Below are 19,715 nucleotides of genomic sequence, written 5' to 3' on the forward strand. Positions count from 1 at the left end.
TCAGAAATTAAATCTAGGTTGGTGACACGCCGCGCAACTTTTCCGAGCGCCGGCGCAACACTTCCACCACAATCAGCAGCACAACAGACACGGCGATCAGGATTGTCGCCACCGCCAAAATGGTCGGGCTGATTTGTTCGCGCAGACCCGTGAACATCTGCCAAGGCAACGTCTTTTGTCCAGCGGAACCAACGAAAAGAACGACCACGACTTCATCAAATGACGTGATAAATGCAAACAGACCACCCGACACAACACCGGGCAAAATCAGCGGCATTTGCACCTTAAAGAATGTCGTCACAGGGTTCGCTCCCATGTTTGCAGCGGCCCGCGTCAAGGACTGATCAAAGCCAACCAGCGTCGCGGTCACGGTGATGATGACGAATGGAATCCCCAGCGCAGCATGCGCAAGGACGACGCCCCAATAGGTGCCCGTCAGCGTGAACGGCAGATCAATGCGTCCGAACGGGGTCGGGATGTAGGGGTTGGAATAGAAGAAATACATGCCTGTCGCCGAGATGATCAGCGGCACAATCATTGGCGAAATCAGGATCGCCATGATCGATCTGCGAAACGGCACGTGGCTCTGTGACAGGCCAATCGCCGCCAACGTTCCAAGCGAAACCGAAAGGAATGTCGCAACCGGTGCAATCTTGAGCGAATTCCTCAGCGCGAGCTGCCAGTCGGAGCTGGTAAAGAAATCCTGGTAGTGTTTAGTCGAGAAACCTGCAGGATCCAGCGACAACATTTCCGGCGTAAACGTGAAGAAATTCTCCGCGTTAAAAGAAAGTGGAATGATGACGACGATTGGCGCGATCAGGAAAAAGAAGATCAGACCGCAAATAACGCGAAAGCTATAGTGCCAAATTCGTTGGCCTGTGGTCGCATATGATGGCAATGCAGACATATCTCAGCCCCCCAATTTTACATTATCGATGCCGACAATTTTGTCATACATCCAGTACAGCCCCATCACGATCACCAGCAAAATGGTGCCCAACGCGGCCGCGAGGCCCCAGTTAAGCGAGCTGGAGATATGGTAGGCAATCCGGTTGGAGATGAAGACACCTTTGGTGCCGCCAACCAATTCAGGCGTGATGTAATAGCCGATCGACAGAATAAACACGAGGATACAGCCAGCACCGATGCCCGGCACCGATTGCGGAAAGTAGACCCGCCAGAACGCTGTCCAGTTCGTCGCACCCAGCGATTTGGCGGCCCGAAGGTAGGAAATCGGGATCGTTTTCATCACTGAGAACAGTGGCAAAATCATGAACGGCAGCAGAATGTGCGTCATTGCAATGACCGTACCCGTTTGGTTGTTGATCAGCGCAAGGCGCTCAAAGCCCGCGGCTGCCCAATCCAGATATAGCCCGTCCGTGCCACCCCAAATCCCGTTAAGCACATTCCACACCCATGTGATGACATTCACGAAGGCGTAACAAATGTTCAACAGCCCCATGAAGACGGGGTCGAGCAATTGGCCAAACCAAGTCGAATGATACCAAACCAGTGTATCGTTGATCACGCCCTGTTGTTGCAGCAGGACTTTCCACGCGGATGTGCGCACCAGCAGCGATGTCCAGAAGGGCAAAAGAACAAGGATCATCAGCAAGTTGGCTTTGCGCGCGGGCAAGTTCGCAAGCAGCCAAGCAATCGGGTAGCCCAGCAAGACACACATGCCCATGATTGATCCTGACATAATCATCGTGCGGATAAACAGCGTGATATAAATCTGCTCGTTCTCGGGGCGCACTTCAGCGCCTTCAACACCCTTGAAGCGGTCAACAGAATTCAGAAAATATCCGTTTGTGTATTCGGGCGAGTAAATTTTGATGGTTTGCCAAACTTCGGGATCGAGCCAATCCTCATCAACATCAGCGAACTGGTCGCGCAGGTTTACGAGTGGAACACCGGACAGATTCAGCGCGACGGGCGGTTCAGCGCCCTCAATCACTTCGAGGTAAAGCGACGTGAAAACAAAGTCCCAAGGAACTTCCTCTACGGGCACGTCTTCTTCGGCTTCGATTATCATCTTAGCCCAAGCATCATAGGTATTGGCGGTCATCGGCAATGCGGCGCGCACGGTGTCGTCCGCCATCCAAGCAGCCCATTGTGCGGGGTCAGCATAGGCCGGATCAGCGGCCTGAAATGCGTCTGTGTATGTATCAGTATCAAAGCGGCCAACGCCACGGCCCGATTTACGAAACAGGGACGAAATACCCGTCATTTCATAGTTCAAACGGCTGCCCAAACGCGTGTGGGTCTTATATTCGGTCGCCAGCACCATATCAAAATAAAGCGCGGTGAACACGTCTTCGTCGGGGGCTTGTCCGGAATCACTGTCCCACCCGTCAAGGGTGGCGACTGTGCGCGGCAGCGTTTCAACGACGATCTCGTTTTCGACCGACCGGAACAGCATGTCGGCGATGGGCATCACAAAGGACACCAGAATAAAGATCAGAAGCGGGGCGATCAGCATCAACGCACGCAGTTTCTGGCGGCGCAATGCGCGGTTCAGTGACGCCTTAAGCGGTCGTCCGTCTGCAGCCAAAACCAATGTCACGTGTGCCACCCCTATTCAGAAAAAAGATGGGGCGCAGCCATGCCGCGCCCCAAAGATAGTTGTTACTGCGACAACCAAACCTGGAATTTCGCATCCAGATCGTCACGGTAGTCAGCCCACCATGTGTAGTTGTACAGGAATGTGTTCGTCGCGTTCGCTGGATCGGTTGGCATATGCGGCGCCATATCGATGCCCAACGTCGCGTGCTGGCTTACCAACGGTGCGGAAGACGCACGTGCCGGACCGTAAGCGATGTATTTGGACTGGTCTGCAAGACGCTGTGTGTCAGTTGCGAAACGGACATAGTCCAACGCACGTGCTTCACGCTCAGGTGTCAGGCCAGCTGGAATGATCCAACCGTCAAGGTCAAACACTTGTGCGTCCCAAAGCATAGCGACCGGCTGGTCCTGCTCTTCGATCAGCGAAAACAGGCGACCGTTGTAAGTGGAACCCATGATGACTTCGCCATCAGCCAAAAGCTGTGGAGTGTCAGCACCAGCAGACCACCAGATCACGCTGTCTTTGATGGTGTCGAGCTTGGCAAATGCCTGTGCCTGACCTTCTTCTGTTTCCAGAACGTCATATACGTCGCCCTTGGCTACGCCGTCACAAAGCAACGCCCATTCCATGTTGTTGATCGGACGCTTTTCCAACGAACGCATGCCTGGGTATGTTTCTGTGTCGAAGATCGCGCAGACATCTGTTGGCGCTGTGTCGCCGACAAGGTCCGTACGGTAGCCGAAAGTTGTCGAATAAACGATCTGCGGAATGAAGCAGTCGGATACCAGCAGGTCGCCGAAATCTTCGGTCGGAGTGGAGCCATCATCGCCTGGTGCAAGCTGTTCGTCAAAGTCTATTTCCAGCGCAAGGCCTTCGTCGCAAAGACGGATCGCATCAGATGCAACCACGTCAACCACGTCCCACGTGACATTGCCAGCTTCGTTCATCGCACGAAGTTTCGCAACTGCTTCAGCAGAGGATTCGTCGTTGATGATCGTGACGCCAGTCATCTCAGCATAAGGAATGTGATAAGCATTCTCTTGTGAGGACGAATACGCACCGCCCCAGCTAACGATGGTCATCTCATCAGCCATATGACCGTCTGCAACCGCGAGTGTAGCGGACAGCGTCAGGCATGTGGTTGCCATCAGTTTGATAGTCGTTTTCATTGAAGTCTCCCATTGATTTGCCCGGTTTTGGTCGTGTCAGCGCGATTGTCCGGGCGACGGCCGCGCTGTTTCCTTTTAGGCGCTGCGCTTACGCGTCGAGCGCCCTGCAATCTTGCGCGAGCCAACCGATTTCGATCATCTCGCCGGGCTTTAGGCGCCTCTGATCCGGCGCGTTACGCGTCTTGATTACGAAATCATCCTTACCGGCCACCCGCAGGCGAGTTCTAAAGATATCGCCCATATAGATGAACTCAAGCACTTCGGCCTTCAGAGTATGCGCATCGTCTTGTAGGCGCGTACGGTCGAATTCGACACGTTCGGGGCGGATAGAAACCTGTGTGCGCTGGTCAACTTCGGATACGTTAACCGGCACGGCGTCGATAATGTCGCCGCTATCAAGCTTTACGATGCAGGAATCACCCTGAATTTGCTGCACGACACCGTCCATGGTGTTGTTTTCACCAATAAATTGCGCCACGAAACTATTCTGCGGCCTCTCGTACAATTCATCTGGTGCCGCCAATTGTTGAATGCGGCCATCGTCAAAGACGGCAACGCGGTCCGACATTGTCAGCGCTTCGGTTTGGTCGTGGGTCACGTAAACGGTCGTAATGCCGAGTTCATGTGCCAGATTGGTAATTTCAAACTGCAAGGTTTCGCGCAGCTGCTTATCTAGTGCACCGAGGGGTTCGTCCATCAGCACCAGTTCAGGTTCAAACACCAGCGCACGCGACAACGCGATCCGCTGCTGTTGACCACCGGACAATTGCGCCGGACGTCGTCCTGCAAAATCCTGCATCTGAACCATGCCCAAAGCGCGCATGACTTTTTCTTCTCGCTCGGACTTGCCGATCTTGCGCACTTCCAAGGGGAAGGACAGGTTTTCGGCCACCGTCATATGCGGGAACAAAGCGTAATTCTGGAACACCATGCCGATGCCGCGCTTGTGCGGTGGAATGTTGTTAATCGAAACACCATCGAGCAAAATGTCGCCGTGTGTTGCGGTTTCAAATCCTGCAAGCATCATCAGGCAGGTGGTTTTGCCCGACCCAGACGGCCCAAGCATTGTCAAAAATTCGCCCTTGGGCATCGACAGGTTCAAGTCTTTAACAACAAGAACCTCGCCGTCATAACTTTTCTGGACTCTCTCGAACGCCACAAATGCCGATTGATTGTCTACCATCGAGAACTTTTCCCTTTCGGATCAGTCTATATGCGATCATTGCAGAAATCGCTAGCTTGGAGATCAGCCTGATAGACCGCGCACAGGATTACAAGCGTGTTTTCGAAGGTAAATGTCGCGTCTTGTGTGGTTTTTCAAGACGATTGTCCCGCGGCAGAACCCGTAGGCCACGCGAAGTGTCGACGTGCGACCAAACGGGCAACACGCCAACATTTTTGGCCGATTAACCGACCACGTTGAAATCCGGTCCATATGGATAGCCTGTGATGTTTTCGTTGCCGTCGTCTTTGATGACAAGAATGTCGTGCTCGCGGTATCCGCCTGCCCCGGGATTGCCGTCACCGATGGTCAACATTGGTTCCATTGAAATGACCATCCCCGGTTCCAAAACGGTGTCGACATCTTCGCGCAACTCGAGCCCCGCCTCACGCCCATAGTAGTGCGACAACACCCCAAACGAGTGGCCGTAACCGAACGTGCGGTATTGCAACAACTGCCGCTCTGCAAAGAAGTCGTTGATTTTGTGCGTGATGTCGCTGCATTTCGCACCGGGCACCAAAAGCGACATACCGTATTCGTGGGCGGCGACATTGGCCTCCCAGATTTTGCGGCTGGCATCGTCCACTTCGCCAACGAACATGGTGCGTTCAAGGGCGGTATAATACCCTGAAATCATCGGGAACGTATTGAGGCTAAGGATATCGCCCCTTTCAAGCTTGCGGGATGTGACAGGGTTGTGTGCACCGTCCGTATTCATTCCCGACTGGAACCAAACCCACGTGTCGCGGTATTCAGCATCCGGAAAACGCCGCGCGATTTCCAATTCCATCACATCACGCCCCGCCATGGCCACGTCAATCTCACGCGCGCCAACTTTGACAGCCTCTTTGATCGCATAACCACCGACATCGGCCACGTTGGCACCTGCACGGATCAATGTGATTTCTGCCGCGGATTTGTGCATCCGCTGCTTCATCGTCGTTGGCGCGATATCCATCGACGACCTTGGTGTCAGGAACTCGTCCAACAGCGCTTTTTGTGCAAGGCTCAGATGATCGCCCTCGTAGCCAATGACCTTGCCAGAGCCCGCGACAAATTGGATCGCGCGCCAGTAGTTGTTTCGTTGCCAGTCCGTATAGGTGATATTGTCGCCATACCCACGACGCCACGGCTGTGCTGCGTCAATGCCCGCAGACATCGTGACGTTGTCAGTTGCGGTCACGACCAGCGCATATGGGCGGCCAAACGCACAATATAGAAAGCCGGAATAATAAGCGATGTTGTGCATCGATGTGAAAACACAGGCATCGACACCCAAGTGCGCCATGCTTGCGCGCAATTTGGCCAAGCGGCCTTCGTATTCAGCGTCGGCAAACGGGAGAACCTTATCCCCTTGGTGAAAACGGTAATTCTGTGGACGATCCATTCAAGGACTCCTTCAATCAGCAAACCTATGCTTTGCAAGGAGGTATGAACCTCCCCTTGCGCGGTAAAGCGACAAAACAAGATCCCGGCGTTCAGGATGGGTGAAGGGCCAAAATTTGCATAAGCGACGCCATCGCTGACCCTTGGCCTTAAATAGGGATGATTCTTTCATTCTGGCAAGCCAAATTGACGCACAAGGTTTTCAGCTCGCGCCATTCAGCCCCACTGCGGCGCTTGCATCAGTCGTTTCTGCCCAATTTCGCCGCGCCAACCCACTGAATAACGATCAAAATTTACAAGCCTTTGCAGCCATGCAACAGCCCTTTCGACCACAAGTCAAACCGACTGTGCAAGTGCAGCATTTTCATTTACTGGTAGCGCTATCTCTGTCAATCATATATGGAAATTCGCCATGACCAACACAAACCCCACCGACGCGCAAATCAGTGACACCGCCTATCTTATCTGGCACGACGAAGGTCAGCCGCAGGGCCGAGACACGCAGCACTGGCAAATGGCGCTCGACGCACTGACTGCGCAGCCCACCAAAGCCAAACCAGCCCGCAAGGCGGCTGCCAAGCCACGGGCTAAAAAGGCGACGCCAACGAAGAAACCATATTATACTCCTGCGCCTGAATTGACCTGACGATTTTGGGCCTGCGATTCACTTCGTCGCATGGCCAAAGGCGGTTCAGTCTGTATTTTGAGTTTATGAGCAAGCAATACAAAACAGTCTCCTTATCCGACGAGCAGCGCATAGCACTTGAAGCGCTTTGCCGCCGCCGCAAAGTTGACGCCCTTGTTTGGAAACGGGCGCGCGCGTTTCTTCTTTTGGACGCAGGAGAAGACGCCGGAACGGTTTGCCGGATTTTGGATATTGGCCCGACAGTTTTGACGGAGTGGCGATTTGCCTTTGCCGGTGCGGGACTATCGTTTTTCGGTCTGAAGGACTACAGCCAGCGTCAGGGTCATTTGTCCGTCGTGCAAGAGCAGGCGGTGAGAGCCCATTTCACCGCGCAGCCTGCCCGCAATGCCGATGAGGTCTGTGCCTATGTTCTAGCCGAGTGCGACCAAAACTACAGCACGTCGGGAGCCGCCAAGCTGATGCGCCGCCTGGGGTTCGCGTATAAGAAACCACAATTGCTGCCTGCACAGGCCGATGAAGCCAAGCAGGCTGCGTTTATTGCCAAATATGAGGCCCTGATGAACGGGTTGGCCGCAGATGAGATGGTTGTCTTTTCGGACGCTGTCCACCCCGAACACCAGAGCCGCCCCGCCCATGGTTGGTTCCCCAAGGGACAAAAGACGGCCCTGAAGGCGACATCAGGGCGCAAGCGGCTCAACATTCAGGGCGCGCTTGACCTTGAGACTTTCCAGTTCACCTTTGTGGAAGGCGAGAAGATCAATGCCCAGACAACCCGACAGATGCTGGAAAAGTTGGAACGCAACAACCAAACCAAGACGGCCATCCACGTCTTTGTCGACAATGCCCGCTATCATCATGCCAAGATACTACAGCCATGGCTGGACAGCCCAGAACGTCGGGTGAAGTTGCATTTCTTGCCAGCATATGCCCCGCACCTCAACCCGATCGAGCGTCTTTGGGGTGTTATGCACAAATGGGTCACCCACAATCGGCACTATGCAACGTTCAACCAATTCACAGAGGCCATTTTCGACTTCTTCCGCAAGACCCTGCCAGAAAAATGGCCAGAGTTTCGCGACACCGTCACCGACAACTTCCGCGTCATATCGCTCAAGGAATACAAAGTGATTTGAGGGGAAAACCTCAGGTCAATTCAGGCGCGGGAGTATAATACGACTGCAATCAATTTGCCAAATCGACAAGAGTGGCCGATCAAGACCCCTTTAACAATTAACCGCCTTCGGCCTGAATGGATTTGTAAGACTTATGAAAGACCAAGATATAACCCTCGTGACCGCAGAAACGCTGCGCAACGAAATTTTGCGACACCTTAAGCTGTCAATCGGCAAAGATCCCAGCCACGCGAGCCTTTATGACTGGCGAATGTCGCTGTCTTTGGCCTTGCGCGACCGTGTTGTCGAACCTTGGTTTGCGTCCACCCGCAAGACATACGAGGGCAAGCACAAGCGCGTCTATTACCTGTCGATGGAATTCCTGATTGGCCGTCTAATCGAAGACGTGACGATCAACTTGGACGTTGAAGAAATCGCAGTGCAAGCGATGGCTGACTTGGGTCAGGATTATTACAAGGTTGTGGTCGACGAACCCGATGCAGCGCTTGGCAATGGTGGTTTGGGTCGTTTGGCGGCGTGTTTCATGGATAGCCTCGCGACGCTTGCAATTCCAGCCTACGGCTACGGAATCCGCTACGAACATGGGCTGTTTGAACAACATTTTGAAGGCGGCCAGCAGACTGAGTCCGCTGAAGGCTGGCTTGCCCAGCGCCACGCGTGGGAGTTCGAACGCCCAGAAGTCACCTACAACATCCACTTCGGTGGCTATGTAAGCGAAGAAAACGGCAAATCCAACTGGAACCCGGCTGAGACAGTCTTGGCATCGGCCTACGACACGCCAATCGTTGGCTGGAAAGGCCAATGGGCCAACACTTTGCGACTCTGGGCCGCGAAACCTGTCAAACTGTTCGACCTCGAAAGCTTTAACCGTGGCGATTACATCGGTGCGAACGCGCCTGAACGTCTGGCGCGCACAATCTCGCGCGTGTTGTATCCTGATGATACGACGCAGGACGGCAAAGAACTGCGTCTAAAGCAGGAGTATTTCTTTACGTCAGCGTCGATCAAAGATCTGCTGCGCCGTTTCTTGGCCGAGGGCAACAAGATCGAAGACCTGCACGAACATGTCGCGATCCAGCTCAACGACACCCACCCTGCGATTGCTGGGCCTGAATTGGTCCGGCTGCTGATCGACAAGCACGATTTCAATATCGACGACGCCATTGAAATGGCCCGTAAATGTCTGGGTTATACCAACCACACATTGCTGCCAGAGGCTTTGGAGCGTTGGCCCGAAGACCTTTTCGCGCGCATTCTGCCGCGCCATCACCGCATCATCCAAATGATCCAAGACCGCCACCTGTCGGCGACGGGTTCGGACATTCGCATTATCGAACATGGCAACGTCAAGATGGGCGAGCTGGCGTTCATTATTGCACATAGCGTCAACGGCGTTTCAGCGCTGCATTCGGAACTGGTGAAAGAAACGGTCTTTGCAGATCTGCACAAAGCCTATCCAAGCCGCATCCTGAACCAGACCAACGGCATCACGCCGCGCCGCTGGCTGTATTCGTGCAACCCTGCCCTGCGCAATCTGATCACCGACACGATCGGCAGCGGATGGGCTGCTGACCTTGAGCGTCTGCAAAACCTCAACGCGCATCTTGATGACACTGGGTTCCTGCAAGCCTACGCTGCCGCCAAAACCACCAACAAAGTGCGTTTGGCCAAGTGGCTTAAGGATCGCAACGATGTCACCCTCGATACATCCGCGATGTTCGACGTCCAGATCAAGCGTATCCACGAGTACAAACGCCAACACCTCAACATTCTGGAAACCATCGCGTTATGGAATGAAATCCGCGACAACCCGACTGCAAACTGGACCCCACGGGTCAAGATTTTTGGCGGCAAGGCGGCACCGGGTTATGTTTTGGCAAAATCCATCATTCGCCTGATCAACGATGTCGCCGCGACGATCAACAACGACCCGGTCACCAAACATCTGTTGCAGGTGGTTTATCCTGAAAACTACAATGTCTCGATGGCTGAAGTCCTTATCCCAGCGTCTGATTTATCTGAACAAATCTCAACCGCGGGCAAAGAAGCGTCTGGCACGGGCAACATGAAACTGTCCCTGAACGGCAGCCCGACCATCGGCACCCTTGACGGCGCAAACGTTGAAATACGCGATCACGTTGGCCACGAAAACTTCTTCTTGTTCGGATTGACCGCGGCTGAAGCTCAAGAAAAACGCACCGAGCATGGCTATTCGCGCCGCGCAATTGAAGCCAGCCCGCGCCTGTCGCGTGTCCTTGGCCAAATCGGCGCAGGGGTGTTTTCCAATGGCGACCACCACCGCTATTCTGACATTCTGCACAACCTGTACGAACACGACTACTTCCTCGTCAGCTGCGATTTTGACGAATACTTTGCAAAGCAGCGCGAGGTTGATGCAGTATATCTTGATGTTAACCGCTGGACGCGAATGGCAGCAGCGAACACGGCCGGTATGGGCTGGTTCTCTGCTGATCGCACCATTCGAAGCTATGCGGATCAGATTTGGGACGCAAAGTCTGTGACCTAAACATGTGTAAAGGCACTAGAGTATCCGGTGCGACGACTTGAAATGGGGATGACTGACGTGATCAATGACGACGACGCGCGAAGAATAACAACAGGCAGTCATCCCGATCCGTTTTCGGTGCTTGGTCAACACATTGTTGATGCCCAAGTCACCCATCGGGCCTATCACCCCGACGCCGATACTGTTGCTGTCATTGATGCTAAGACCGGTCGCACCGTTGTATCGCTGGAGCGCGCGTCAAATGGGCATGGCCTTTTTGTGGGCGTTGCGCCAAGGCGCAAGAACCCGTTTGCCTACCGGCTGAAATTCACCAAAGGCGTAGATGTTTGGGAGCTTGAGGACCCTTATCGGTTCGGCCCCGTGCTGGGCGAGTTGGATGAACACCTGATTGCAGAGGGCGCGCATCTGGATTTATGGAAGGTCCTTGGCGCACATGTGATGGAACATCACGGTGTCTCAGGTACGCATTTCGCGGTCTGGGCGCCAAACGCACAACGCGTATCCGTGGTCGGGGATTTCAACGGCTGGGACGGGCGGCGCAACCCCATGCGCGGGCGCGGTCAAACCGGCGTCTGGGAAATTTTCATGCCCGGTCTGGGCGACGGTGAATCGTATAAATACGAAATCATCGGCGCGCATGGTGAACTTTTGCCGCAAAAGGCCGACCCGTTTGGATTTGGGTCTGAACACCCGCCCAAAACAGCCTCTGTTGTGCGCAAACTGGACGGGCACACTTGGGATGACGAAAAGTGGATGAGCAAGCGCGAGGCTCTACACCGTATCGACCAGCCGATTTCTATCTACGAAGTACATCTGGGATCATGGAAGCGCGTCCCCGAAGAGGGCAACCGCCCGCTGTCTTATTTTGAGCACGCGACGCAATTGGTCAGCTATGCCAAGGACATGGGATTTACCCACCTCGAATTGATGCCAATCTCGGAATTTCCGTTTGATGGGTCTTGGGGCTACCAACCTGTCGGGCTTTACGCGCCAACGATCCGGCATGGAACACTTGAAGAATTCCGCGCCTTTGTTGAAGCCTGCCACGAGGCTGAACTTGGCCTGATCCTTGATTGGGTGCCGGGGCATTTCCCGGAAGACAAACACGGGCTGGGCCAGTTTGACGGAACACCACTGTATGAACACGCCGACCGCAAAGAAGGGTTCCATCCGGATTGGAACACGCTGGTCTACAACTATGGCCGGGCTGAGGTGTCCAATTACCTTGTCGCCAACGCGTTGTATTGGCTAAAAGAACACCACATCGACGGGCTGCGTGTCGATGCCGTGGCGTCGATGCTCTACCGCGATTATTCGCGCAAAGACGGCGAATGGATACCCAACAAAGACGGCGGGCGCGAAAACCTTGAGGCGATTGCGTTCCTGCAACGCACCAACACTGTGGCGTATGGTCAGATATCTGGCATTGTCACCATCGCCGAGGAATCCACGGCCTTTCCGGGGGTTAGCGCACCGGTAGATTACAACGGTCTTGGCTTTGGATTTAAGTGGAACATGGGCTGGATGAACGACTCGCTGTCCTACATTCAAGAAGACCCGATCAACCGCAAATACCATCACCACAAGATGACGTTCGCGCTGCATTACGCGTTTACAGAGAATTTCGTTCTACCGATCAGCCACGACGAAGTGGTGCATGGCAAAGGATCGATGATCGAAAAGATGCCCGGAGAGGGGGACGAAAAGTTCGCCAACCTGCGCGCCTATTACGGCTATATGTGGGGCCACCCCGGTAAGAAGCTATTGTTTATGGGCTGTGAATTTGCCCAAGGCGTTGAATGGAACCACGACGAAAGCCTCGATTGGCACCTGACCGATCACCCGCAACATGGTGGCGTTCAGACCCTTGTGCGCGACCTAAACGTGCTGTTTCGTGACACGCCCGCGCTGCACCAACTCGATTGCAAGCCCGAAGGGTTTGAATGGATCGAAGAAGGCGCGGCAGAGGAATCGATTTTTGCGTGGGTGCGTTACGGCGCCAAAGGCACAGCGCCTGTGTTGGTCGTTAGTAACTTTACACCGGTGAAACGGTCCGCGCGCCGCATTGGTGTGCCACAGGCTGGACGCTGGATAGAAAAACTAAACTCGGACGCTGCGCGCTATGGCGGGGGCGACCGAGGCAATATGGGATTTGCCGACAGCGAACAGATTGCATCGTCTGGGAGGGCAAATTCAATCTCACTCACCATACCACCGCTGACGACGCTATTCTTTGAATTGAACAGTGGGTCCTGACCCACTAAATTTTTTTGCATTAGGGAGGGACAATCGATGGACAATGAATCACAACGGCTGGCGCAGCAAACGATGGCGTTCGTTTTGGCAGGTGGTCGCGGCAGCCGGTTATATGAACTGACCGACATTCGCGCCAAACCCGCCATGTATTTCGGTGGCAAAAGCCGCATCATCGACTTTGCCCTGTCCAACGCCGTAAATTCCGGCATCAAGCGCATTGGTGTGGCGACGCAGTACAAAGCCCACTCGCTCATTCGTCACTTGCAGCGCGGCTGGAGCTTTATGCGTGCCGAACGCAATGAATCCTTGGATATTCTGCCCGCGTCCCAGCAGCAAAACAATGAAAACTGGTACAAAGGTACGGCAGATGCTGTGGCCCAAAATATGGACATTATTCGCGGCTATGGCCCGAAATATATCATCATCCTCGCGGGCGATCACATCTACAAGCAAGACTATTCCCTGATGATCAAGCACCACGTCGACAGCGGCGCGGACGTCACCGTCGGCTGCATAGAAGTGCCGCGCATGGAAGCCGTTGGATTTGGGGTGATGAAGGTCGACGAGACCGACAAGATCCTTGATTTCATTGAAAAACCCGCCGATCCCCCTGCAATGCCCGGTCATCCTGATATGGCGCTCGCAAGTATGGGCATCTATGTTTTTGAAACCGAACGCCTGTGTGAAATGCTGAAGGCTGCGGAAGGCAAAGAAGGCTACGGGCATGATTTCGGCGGCGATATCATCCCCGACATTGTCAAGAACGGCACAGCGATTGCGCATCCGTTCAGTCGGTCCTGCGTGCGAAGCGGCTTGGAAGAAAAACCCTACTGGCGTGACGTCGGCACGGTGGATGCGTTCTGGCAGGCCAATGTTGATTTGACCGATTTCAAACCCGAACTTGATCTTTACGACAACACTTGGCCGATCTGGACCTATTCAGAGCTCACAGCACCGGCCAAATTCATCCACAACGAAGAAGGCCGTCGCGGACATGCGGTATCTTCGATGGTGTCGGGTGGCTGCATTATTTCGGGATCGCGATTGAATCGCTGCTTCTTGTTTACAGGCGTGCGCACGCATTCTTACTCCGAACTCGATGGCGTCGTCGCGATGCCCTACGCTGACATCGGCCGCAAAGCGCGGCTGAAGAATGTCGTGGTAGACCGCGGTGTGAAAATCCCCGAAGGGTTGGTCGTTGGCGAAGATGCAAAACTGGACGCAGTGCGTTTCCGCCGAACCGACAATGGCATTTGCCTAATAACCCAACCCATGATCGATAAATTGGATCTCTAGCATGAACCTGCTTTTCGTCGCCTCGGAATGCGCGCCCTTCGTGAAGACGGGCGGCTTGGCGGATGTGATCGGCGCCGTACCTAAATCGCTTGCGGCGACAGGTGTGCACGTGCGGGTGCTTATCCCAGCCTATCCAGCTTTGGCCGATTTGGCCGCGGCGGGTAAGGTGACCATGTCGTTTGATGATCTATTCGGCGGTCCCGCACGCATCATAGCGGTGCAAGCTGAAGGGCTGGACATGCTGTTGCTGGACGCACCGCATCTGTATGACCGCGCGGGCAACATCTACCTCGGTCCGGACGGAAAAGACTGGCACGACAACGACCTGCGTTTTGCGGCGTTGTCGTTTGCAGCCGCACAAATCGGGCTCAACGGCTTGGGCGATTGGATGCCTGGAGTTATCAATGCACATGATTGGCAAGCGGGACTTGTTCCAGCCTATTTGCGTCAGGACGGACGACCCGCGCCCCCTGTGGTCATGACAATCCATAACATTGCTTTTCAAGGCGTGTTTGACGCCAAACGGTTGTCCCCGCTGCGCTTGAATTCGGAGCTTTTCACGACGGATGGCATTGAATACTTCGGTAAAATCAGCTTTCTGAAGGCCGGACTGGCCTTGTCGCAAAAAATCACCACAGTCAGTCCATCCTACGCCGCAGAACTTTTGACGCCCGATTTCGGCATGGGGCTCGACGGTCTGTTGCGCGAACGTCAGATGGACCTGCACGGTATCTTGAACGGCATCGATCTTGATGTCTGGGACCCAGAAACAGACGCGAGCCTGATCGCGACCTACTCCGCGACCAAACTCGCGGGCAAAGCGAAAAATCGTGCGGAACTTGAGGCACGTTTTGGCCTGACCAAAAGCGACGGCCCTTTATTTTGTGTCGTCAGCAGGCTGACGTCACAAAAAGGTCTCGATATGCTGCTCGACTGCTTGGCTGATCTGGTGGCGCAGGGTGGGAGGCTGGCGCTTTTGGGCACTGGTGATCCGCAGCTTGAACGCGCCTTTGTCGACGCATCAAACCGCTATCGTGGTTCGGTTGGCACTATCATTGGCTATGACGAAACCCTGTCGCACCTTATCCAAGCGGGCAGCGACGCCATTTTGATCCCGTCGCGCTTTGAACCATGCGGTTTGACCCAATTGTACGGGTTGCGCTATGGCACCCTGCCCGTCGTCGCCCGCACAGGCGGTTTGGCGGACACCGTGATTGACGCCAATGACGCCGCACTTTTGGCCGATTGCGCAACCGGTATCCAGTTCGCGCCAATCAATTCAATCATGTTCGGCCATGCGATTTCGCGAACTTGCGTGCTGTTTGCCAAACCGAAAATCTGGACTGCAATGATGCGCCGCGCCATGCGCCACCCTGTGGGATGGGATTTGTCCGCAGCCACGTATCTGGACGTTTACAAATCCGCGCAAGCACGCTGAGGACCCACCATGACACATCCGAAACTCACCGGCGGCAGCCCCAATCGGCTCGGCGCGCATCACGACGGTGCGGGCGTGAATTTCGCCGTATTCTCGGCGAACGCCAGCAAAGTTGAACTGTGCCTGTATTCCCCCGATGGCAAACGCGAAACGGCACGCATCGCGCTGCCCGAACGCACAGGTCCGGTCTGGCACGGGTTCGTGGCCGATCTGCCTGTTGGCACCCTTTATGGCTACCGCGCCCACGGCACATATGCGCCAGAACACGGGCACCGTTTCAATCCCAACAAGCTGTTGCTTGATCCCTATACCCGCGAAATGCACGGCGAATGGACAAATGACCCCGCGACGCTTGGCTATGACGATGCATCCTCTGCGATCGATCTATCGTTTGATACCCGCGACAGCGCGCCGTTTGTTCCGAAATCAGTTGTGTCCGACCCCGCCCTGTTTGAGGGCATGAAAAACGGCCAGCACACCAAATCCAGCAAAGACCTAATCTATGAGGTCCATCCCAAAGGGGGGAGCCAGACCAATCTGGACGTGCCAGAATCTGTCCGCGGCACCTACGAGGGCCTTGCGTCGGATGCCATGCTTGATCACCTGTTGTCGCTGGGGGTGCAGGCAGTTGAACTGCTCCCAATCCATAGTTTCGTCGACGACAAGTTCCTCAATGATCGGGGCTTGCGCAACTACTGGGGTTACAATTCCATTGGCTTTTTCGCACCTGAACCGCGCTACTTCGGTCCTGACGGACTCAAAGGGTTCCGCCAGATGGTCCAGCGGTTCCACGACGCGGGAATTGAGGTCATTCTTGACGTTGTTTACAACCACACTGCCGAAGGCGATCAGCGTGGCCCTACGTTGTGTTTTCGGGGACTAGACAACGCGTCCTACTATCGCCTGACCGCTGGCCAGCCGCGTTATTACGTCAACGACACAGGCTGTGGCAACACCCTGAACGTGTCGCACCCATATGTTTTGCGCATGGTTCTGGACAGTTTACGCTTCTGGGTCGAATGCATGGGAATTGACGGTTTCCGCTTTGATTTGGCCACAACGTTGGGCCGCGAAAACCATGGATTTGATCCCAATGGCGGCTTCTTCGACGCCCTGCGCCAAGATCCTGTCCTGAACCAAGTGCGGATGATCGCGGAACCATGGGACATTGGACCCGGTGGCTACCGGTTGGGCGAATTTCCCCATGAATTTGGCGAATGGAACGACAGCTACCGTGACACCGTGCGCCGCTATTGGCGCGGTGATGCACATAGCGCGCAAGAACTCGGCGCGCGGCTTTTGGGGTCGGCAGATACGTTTGACCGCACCGGTCGGCGCAGCGATGCTTCGGTGAATTTCCTTGCCTCACACGACGGATTCACCCTCGCCGATACGACGCGCTATTCCAAACGCCACAATCTGGCGAACACTGAAAACAACCGCGACGGGCACGGGTCCAACTACAGCGACAATGGCGGTGTTGAGGGCGAGACCGACGACGCGGCGATCCGCAACATCCGAACAAGGCGGCAACGCAATATGCTTGCCACCTTGTTTATGTCCCAAGGCACCCCGATGCTGCTCGCGGGTGATGAATTCGCCAATTCGCAAGTCGGCAACAACAACGCCTATTGTCAGGACAATGACATCGGCTGGCTGAATTGGGACAAAGCCGACACCGACTTACAAGCCTTCGTCGTCAGTCTGTCCGCGTTTCGCCAAAAATATATCAATGTGCGCCAAAGCCGCTTTTTACATGGCGCGATCCGTCCGCAAGACGGTAAGGCCGATGTGATCTGGACCGATTTTGAGGGCGAAGCGCTGGAATGGCGCGACCCAGGCTTGGCCAATTTTTGCTTGGCATTGCGATCATCCGCGCAGACGCCAGACTATGAACCCGATGGCGCGGTCGTCTTTATCGTCTTCAATCGCGCCGACGAACAGGGTCACGTCATCTTGCCAGACGCGCCAAAAGGTCAATGTTGGGTCCGCGCAATCGACACCGACGACAACGAACAGGGCGCGTTTTGTGAACTTGAAACCGACAAAGCCATTGTCGCAGCCCAGTCCTTAGTCGCCTTCGTGATCGCGTCCAGCGAGCAGCCGTCGTGAGCGCGCCCAATGACCTGTCCGAACTAGCCGATCTGTGTGGTATCTGGCATGATTATCACGGTCTGCACGGCAACTTGAAACAAACGTCATCGGATACGCAAAAGGCGTTCCTGACGGCCATCGGAATTGATGTGAGCGATGACAGCGCCATCCGCGCATCCCTTGCCACGTTGCGCCATGAGATTGATGATCGCTGGTTCCCCGAAGAAATCATCGTACAAAGTGGTATGGCATCACCGCAGGAGTTTGGCCTAGGCGCGAATTGGCAATTGCGTTTGGACGGATCCGACGACGTGATTGCACAAGGCCAGCCCGACGATCATATCACCCTGCCTCCACTTGCATCTGGCGTCTATGCATTGACTGCCACGGCATCTGGCCGCACTGAAATCATCACCGTCCTTGCGGCCCCCAAACACCTGCCGTCGCTCAAAACCCTGACTGGAACATCGAAACTTTGGGGCCTGAACCTCGCGCTGTATGGGCTGCAATCGAACCGGAACACCGGCCTTGGGGATTTTGAAGACCTCGCGCAAGCGGCAGAAATCGCTGGCGCACAGGGGGCTGGGTTTATTGGCATCAATCCACTGCACACCATGGGCCATTGTGACGTCGATGCGATCAGCCCCTATTCCCCGTCCCATCGCGGTTTTCTCAACACCGAATACATCGCGCTTGATCGTATTCCCGGATTGAAAACTGCACAGGATTTATCGAATTTTGGCGACATCAAGCTGGCAACGTCAGTCCAATATCAGGCGCATAAAGCCGCGCACCATCGATCCCTGAACGCATCTTATCAGCGCTACGTCGATGCCGCGCCCAAGCCAGCCAAGTCCGACTTCGCAACCTTCAAAACGAAGGGCGGATCAGACCTGCAAGACTTCGCACGGTTTGAAGCGTTAAGCGAAATTCACGGCACCCAGTGGCACGATTGGCCGACCGATCCAGACGCGCCCCCTGCAGATCGCATCGATTTTCATATGTGGCTGCAGTGGGTCGCTGCGGTCCAATTGGCCGATGCCCAAGCGCGCAGCAAAGCGGCTGGAATGCCGCTTGGCCTGTACCTTGATCTTGCCGTGGGATCACGACGCGACGGTGCCGAAAGCTGGTGCGAACAAGCGGCCGTTGCGCAAGGCGTGTCCATCGGCGCACCGCCAGATCACCTCAGCCCGGAGGGGCAGAACTGGAACCTCACGGCCTTTGCGCCACGCAAACTCAAGGCCCTTCGATATCGCCCGCTGCGCGCCATCCTTGCACAGACAATCCGCCACGCGGGTATCATCCGCATCGATCACGTGCTCGGCCTCAACCGCAGTTACTGGATCCCCGATGATGGCAGCCCGGGGGGCTATATTCGCCAACCGTTCGAAAGCCTGATTGCGATCATCAAAATCGAAGCGGAGCGTTTCAATTGCGCAGTCGTGGGCGAAGACCTCGGCCTTGTGCCAGACGGGTTTCGTGACACGATGCGCGACCATGGGTTCTACGGCTATTCCGTGCTGCAATACGAAAAAGACGACCAAGGCGCGTTCCAGAAACCCGACGACATTCCAGCGCAAGTCCTGTCATGTTTTGCCACCCACGACACGCCGACGCTTCGGGGATATGAGACGGGTCGCGATATTTACTGGTGGGAAAAACTGGCGTGGATCGACGAACATGCGGCCGATTCATTGCGTCAGGAGCGCGCCGCCGAAGTAGATGCATTTCGCGGCGACACCGATTTTAAGTCCCACATCCACTGTCTTCTTGCGCAATCTAATGCCAGTCTCGTGGCCGTCCAGCTTGACGATATTCTTGGTGTGGAAGACGCCCAGAACCTGCCCGGAACGATTGAGCAACATCCTAACTGGCAGCGAAAATATGACATACTATTGGAAAATTTGTCGGCGGACGGACAGCTTAGGGCCACGGCCCAGTTGATGAACGACGCAGGCAGGCGCAACGCGGACAAAGGATAG

At 55.0% G+C, this 19,715-nt stretch carries 13 protein-coding genes; 8 read left to right on the top strand and 5 right to left on the bottom strand.

All coding sequences use genetic code 11. From position 1 onward, the window contains the following. Positions 1-13 precede the first annotated feature (13 nt). The 5 genes from OA238_RS18750 to OA238_RS18770 form a co-directional block, all read right to left on the bottom strand. Positions 14-907: an ABC transporter permease gene (locus tag OA238_RS18750; RefSeq protein ID WP_015496395.1), complete on the bottom strand. Its 894-nt coding sequence runs from the start codon at positions 905-907 to the stop codon at positions 14-16. A gap of 3 nt (positions 908-910) precedes the next feature. After that, the gene (locus OA238_RS18755; protein ID WP_015496396.1) at positions 911-2,566 is read right to left on the bottom strand and encodes an ABC transporter permease; all 1,656 of its coding nucleotides are present in this window, start codon (positions 2,564-2,566) and stop codon (positions 911-913) included. A gap of 62 nt (positions 2,567-2,628) precedes the next feature. Next, positions 2,629-3,735: an extracellular solute-binding protein gene (locus tag OA238_RS18760; protein ID WP_015496397.1), complete on the bottom strand. Its 1,107-nt coding sequence runs from the start codon at positions 3,733-3,735 to the stop codon at positions 2,629-2,631. An 88-nt stretch (positions 3,736-3,823) separates the two neighbouring features. Beyond that, positions 3,824-4,918, bottom strand: a complete 1,095-nt coding sequence (locus tag OA238_RS18765; protein WP_015496398.1) for an ABC transporter ATP-binding protein — start codon at positions 4,916-4,918, stop codon at positions 3,824-3,826. Positions 4,919-5,141: 223 nt separating this feature from the next. Further along, entirely contained in the window at positions 5,142-6,344 is a 1,203-nt protein-coding gene (locus OA238_RS18770; protein WP_015496399.1) for an aminopeptidase P family protein, read from the bottom strand. 411 nt (positions 6,345-6,755) lie between these two features. On the opposite strand from OA238_RS18770, the gene OA238_RS18780 reads away from it, so the two are divergent. The 8 genes from OA238_RS18780 (at position 6,756) to malQ (ending at position 19,715) form a co-directional block, all read left to right on the top strand. Next, on the top strand, positions 6,756-6,989 hold the full coding sequence (locus OA238_RS18780) for a DUF2934 domain-containing protein (protein WP_044037179.1): 234 nt from the start codon (positions 6,756-6,758) through the stop codon (positions 6,987-6,989). A 65-nt stretch (positions 6,990-7,054) separates the two neighbouring features. Beyond that, positions 7,055-8,122: an IS630 family transposase gene (locus tag OA238_RS18785; protein WP_015493922.1), complete on the top strand. Its 1,068-nt coding sequence runs from the start codon at positions 7,055-7,057 to the stop codon at positions 8,120-8,122. 133 nt (positions 8,123-8,255) lie between these two features. After that, positions 8,256-10,649, top strand: coding sequence for a glycogen/starch/alpha-glucan phosphorylase (locus OA238_RS18790; protein WP_015496400.1), 2,394 nt, complete (start codon positions 8,256-8,258; stop codon positions 10,647-10,649). A 42-nt stretch (positions 10,650-10,691) separates the two neighbouring features. Next, positions 10,692-12,905, top strand: a complete 2,214-nt coding sequence (gene glgB / locus OA238_RS18795) for a 1,4-alpha-glucan branching protein GlgB (protein WP_015496401.1) — start codon at positions 10,692-10,694, stop codon at positions 12,903-12,905. Between the two features lie 36 nt (positions 12,906-12,941). Next, positions 12,942-14,201, top strand: a complete 1,260-nt coding sequence (gene glgC / locus OA238_RS18800; RefSeq protein WP_015496402.1) for a glucose-1-phosphate adenylyltransferase — start codon at positions 12,942-12,944, stop codon at positions 14,199-14,201. Position 14,202: 1 nt separating this feature from the next. Further along, on the top strand, positions 14,203-15,639 hold the full coding sequence (glgA, locus tag OA238_RS18805) for a glycogen synthase GlgA (protein WP_015496403.1): 1,437 nt from the start codon (positions 14,203-14,205) through the stop codon (positions 15,637-15,639). Between the two features lie 9 nt (positions 15,640-15,648). Further along, complete coding sequence (gene glgX / locus OA238_RS18810) at positions 15,649-17,751, top strand: glycogen debranching protein GlgX (protein ID WP_015496404.1); 2,103 nt, start codon at positions 15,649-15,651, stop codon at positions 17,749-17,751. After that, positions 17,748-19,715, top strand: coding sequence for a 4-alpha-glucanotransferase (gene malQ / locus OA238_RS18815; RefSeq protein ID WP_015496405.1), 1,968 nt, complete (start codon positions 17,748-17,750; stop codon positions 19,713-19,715). The genes glgX and malQ overlap by 4 nt, the downstream gene beginning before the upstream one ends.

This window comes from Octadecabacter arcticus 238 (genome assembly GCF_000155735.2).
GTDB lineage: Bacteria > Pseudomonadota > Alphaproteobacteria > Rhodobacterales > Rhodobacteraceae > Octadecabacter > Octadecabacter arcticus.

Coding starts and splice junctions, on each gene's coding strand:
- OA238_RS18750 (WP_015496395.1), bottom strand. CDS start 907: ATGTCTGCATTGCCATCATATGCGACCACAGGCCAACGAATTTGGCAC.
- OA238_RS18760 (WP_015496397.1), bottom strand. CDS start 3,735: ATGAAAACGACTATCAAACTGATGGCAACCACATGCCTGACGCTGTCC.
- OA238_RS18765 (WP_015496398.1), bottom strand. CDS start 4,918: ATGGTAGACAATCAATCGGCATTTGTGGCGTTCGAGAGAGTCCAGAAA.
- OA238_RS18770 (WP_015496399.1), bottom strand. CDS start 6,344: ATGGATCGTCCACAGAATTACCGTTTTCACCAAGGGGATAAGGTTCTC.
- OA238_RS18780 (WP_044037179.1), top strand. CDS start 6,756: ATGACCAACACAAACCCCACCGACGCGCAAATCAGTGACACCGCCTAT.
- OA238_RS18785 (WP_015493922.1), top strand. CDS start 7,055: ATGAGCAAGCAATACAAAACAGTCTCCTTATCCGACGAGCAGCGCATA.
- OA238_RS18790 (WP_015496400.1), top strand. CDS start 8,256: ATGAAAGACCAAGATATAACCCTCGTGACCGCAGAAACGCTGCGCAAC.
- glgB (WP_015496401.1), top strand. CDS start 10,692: ATGGGGATGACTGACGTGATCAATGACGACGACGCGCGAAGAATAACA.
- glgC (WP_015496402.1), top strand. CDS start 12,942: ATGGACAATGAATCACAACGGCTGGCGCAGCAAACGATGGCGTTCGTT.
- glgA (WP_015496403.1), top strand. CDS start 14,203: ATGAACCTGCTTTTCGTCGCCTCGGAATGCGCGCCCTTCGTGAAGACG.
- glgX (WP_015496404.1), top strand. CDS start 15,649: ATGACACATCCGAAACTCACCGGCGGCAGCCCCAATCGGCTCGGCGCG.